Source organism: Flavobacteriales bacterium, assembly GCA_021296215.1.
Taxonomy (GTDB): Bacteria; Bacteroidota; Bacteroidia; order Flavobacteriales; family ECT2AJA-044; genus ECT2AJA-044.
In genome coordinates this window covers 1-465 of record JAGWBA010000107.1, presented here as the reverse complement: position 1 = coordinate 465, position 465 = coordinate 1, and the positions used below count along the sequence as shown (strand labels likewise).

Here is a 465-nt window from a genome sequence, read left to right as displayed (position 1 = left end):
CCAGGGCATCGGCATCGGCGGGCATGGCCACATGAGCCCTTCGGAGCGGTATGTGCCGTGCATTCTTTGGGGCGAAGGATTTGAGACCAGCGGCGCCATCGATGAATCCCAATCCGTCATGGATGTGGCGGCCACCATCGCCTATTTCCTGGGAGTTCTCCCGCCGGAACAGTCGGTGGGACAGGTACTGGGCATCGGAGAAACCGAGGAACAATCCGCCTCGCGTCCGGTCGCAGTCATTATTCCCGGGTACAACGAAGCGGAAAACCTGCCCGGATACGCTGGCGCGCATTCCCCGCCCTTGACACGTCTCACAGGAGCTTTCAAGAAACGATCGTAACAACTATCGGTTAGGAGTTAACGTAACCAATATATTTCTTGAATAAACTGTAATAGTCTAGACTTAATCTGACATTCAACAAGCATTGTGTTTAAATATCCCCAATGCAGGGGGAGGAGTGTCAG

General features: G+C 53.8%; 1 protein-coding gene. It reads left to right on the top strand.

Annotated elements, in window-relative coordinates; genetic code table 11:
* Window positions 1-340, top strand: a 340-nt coding sequence (locus J4F31_11930) for a hypothetical protein (protein MCE2497267.1), incomplete at its 5' end; no start/stop codon positions are given.
* Between the last annotated feature and the right edge of the window lie 125 nt (window positions 341-465).